Source organism: Boseongicola sp., assembly GCF_057460485.1.
In genome coordinates, this window is the sequence record NZ_JBVCWP010000405.1 from 1 (window position 1) to 2,837 (window position 2,837).

The 2,837-nt window shown below is 54.5% G+C and carries 2 protein-coding genes; both read left to right on the top strand.

Annotation, left to right across the window (positions count from 1 at the left end; genetic code table 11):
• The first annotated feature begins 147 nt into the window (after positions 1–147).
• Positions 148–1,341 (top strand): ectoine hydrolase DoeA, encoded by a 1,194-nt coding sequence (gene doeA, locus AC221Y_RS22840; protein ID WP_486708585.1) that lies wholly within the window; start codon positions 148–150, stop codon positions 1,339–1,341.
• Positions 1,342–1,355: 14 nt separating this feature from the next.
• On the top strand, positions 1,356–2,345 hold the full coding sequence (gene doeB, locus AC221Y_RS22845) for a N(2)-acetyl-L-2,4-diaminobutanoate deacetylase DoeB (RefSeq protein ID WP_299756554.1): 990 nt from the start codon (positions 1,356–1,358) through the stop codon (positions 2,343–2,345).
• Positions 2,346–2,837 lie beyond the last annotated feature (492 nt).

The following is a 2,837-nucleotide window of genomic DNA, read 5'->3' on the forward strand; positions in this document are numbered from 1 at the left end:
ATTTGCGGGACCGCTGCCGGACGCATATCCGCGGAGCAGATCACAATCGCTGATTTAACCGGCACAGGCGTGCAGGACACTGCAATTGCAACTCTTGCTCGGAACCGAGCCGGAAAAGCTGAACTTGGCACAAATTTTGAAAGTTGAATGATCATGGCTACAATCGACACATTTCGTTTCTCAGACGCCGAATACGAAACGCGTATAGCCAAGGTCCGAAAGGCAATGGAGCTTGCCGAGATCGATACGTTGATAACGTCAGACCCATCTAACATGGCGTGGCTTACCGGATATGACGGTTGGTCCTTTTATGTGCATCAAGCAACGATCATTGGCCCAACCGGTGAGCCGGTTTGGTTTGGGCGCGAACAGGATGCTCAGGGGGCGCTTCGTACAGTCTATATGGGAGAGCCTGACATCATAGGCTACCCAGATTTCTTTGTGCAGTCGACCGAACGCCATCCGTTGGAATATTTGGCTGCAAAGCTAACAGAACGCGGCTGGCACACCGGGCGGATTGGTGTGGAGATGGATAATTACTGGTTCTCAGCAAAGGGATTTCAGGCGCTTTCAGCCGGACTTCCATCCCGGCCTGTCGATGCGACAGGCCTTGTGAACTGGCAGCGTGGGGTGAAGTCGACTGCTGAGCTTGACAGGATGCGCAAGGCCGCTCGGATCGTTGAGCGGATGCATGCACGTATTGTTGAGGTGGTCGAGCCCGGGATTCGCAAATGCGATCTGGTGGCCGAGATCTATGACGCCAGTCTGCGCTATGATGAGGCGCTTGGATTTGGGGGCGACTATCCCGCAATCGTGCCGCTTTTGCCCTCGGGAACAGATGCGGCTGCGCCGCACCTGACATGGGATGACAAGCAAATGAAGTTGGGTGAAGGAACCTTTTTCGAAATTGCCGGCTGTTTTCGCAGGTATCATTGCCCGCTGAGCCGTACGATCTTTTTAGGCAAGCCAACGCAGCAGTTCCTCGATGCGGAAAAGGCAGTGCTTGAAGGAATGGATGCGGGTTTGGAAGCTGCACGGGCAGGCAATACCTGCGAGGATATCGCGATCGCATTCTTTGGCATTTTGCAAAAATACGGCATCGACAAAGACAATCGTGCAGGATACCCGATCGGGTTGTCCTATCCGCCGGACTGGGGTGAAAGGACTTGCTCGCTGCGGCCTGGGGATCTCACGGAACTGAAAACAGGTATGACCTTTCATTTCATGACCGGCCTTTGGATGGAGAATATGGGGTTCGAGATCACTGAAAGTATCGTGATCGGTGAGACCGGACCCGAATGCCTCGCCAATGTGCCTCGCAAACTGATTGTGAAAAACTGATGTCCCTTACTGATCTGCCTGCAAATCCAATCACCTCAACTGTGCTCTTCGATACTGATGGAAAGCACCATGGTTTCCTGCGTCTGCCTTTCAGCCGCGATACATCGGCCTGGGGATCGATCATGATCCCGATCACGGTCATTAAAAACGGGACTGGGCCGACTGCTCTGCTAACTGGAGCAAATCACGGCGATGAATATGAGGGACCGATCGCCCTTCAGGGGCTAGCCTTGGATCTCGACCTTTCAGACATTACCGGACGTGTAATTATTGTGCCGTTTATGAACACTCCCGCCTTTCATGCAGCGCGCCGCACCTCGCCCTTGGATGGAATGAACCTGAATCGCAGTTTTCCTGGAGCGCCCGATGGGTCGCCGACCCAAAAAATTGCTAACTATTTTGAGGAAACACTTCTGCCGCTGGCCGATATAGTTTTGGATTTCCACTCAGGTGGTAAGACCTTGGACTTTATTCCTTTCGCAGCCGCGCATGTCCTTGAAGACATGGACCAGCAAGCTGCCTGTATCGCCGCAATGCAATCCTTCAACGCACCCTATTCAATGATCTTGCATGAGATCGATGCTGTGGGGATGTACGACACAGCCGCTGAAACGGCAGGAAAGGTTTTTGTATCGACCGAATTGGGCGGAGGCGGATCGGCAACGGCGCGCTCCGCACAGATCGCTCGGCAAGGCGCTGAGAATGTCCTAAAACATGCGGGTATTCTGTCCGGGCTGCCTTCGCAGGCTCCTAGTCTAGCGATAGACACAACTGGCCCCGGCTGTTTCCACCTCTCTGAGGCCGCAGGTCTGCTCGAACCCATTATTGATCTTGGCCAGAATGTCAGCGAGGGAGATATTTTGGCACGAATTTGGCCAATCGACCGCACCGGTGTCCCGCCCGTTACTGTTGTGTCGCGCGCCTCCGGCATACTTGCCGCACGTCACTTCCCGGGTCTCATTGCTGTCGGAGACTGCCTCGCTGTCGTTGCGACCCTAGAGTAGGCACTGTCAGAAAAAACCGTCTTGAGCCAGGCAGGACGACGGTTGAGCTTCGCGGAAGGCCTTGCCAGAGGAAATCGGCGTGAGAGGGGTGTGGGGCGTCCTTGATCTCCCGGCGATCGAAACGTGCGACAGACGGGTTGCCCTTGGTAACGGTATGGAATGGTTCGGAACCTATCCCGCAAGTATACGGCGGCTGGCTATGAAGGAATTGCCCGGAGCTGGGACGTGGCAGCCATCCTGGGGGAACCAACGACGACTCCGTCTGCACGGCCTCGGGGCTGCGTGGGAACCATATTGACCTAAGGCTGACCGAGATCAGGCATTGCTCTAGGTAAAAGGGTGATCCCCAACTCTTTTTTGAAAGAGAGTCTGAAGTGGTCCGGCAAATTTGGACAGCGTGCTAAGGTGTATCCAACACGAACGAATGGATACGAGAATGACGAAGCGACGGAACTTTTCAGACAAGTTTAAGGCCACGGTAGCGCTTGAGGC

What these genes read in the sequence shown, in the direction of transcription:
- doeA (WP_486708585.1), top strand. Translation starts at nt 148, where the DNA reads ATGATCATGGCTACAATCGACACATTTCGTTTCTCAGACGCCGAATAC.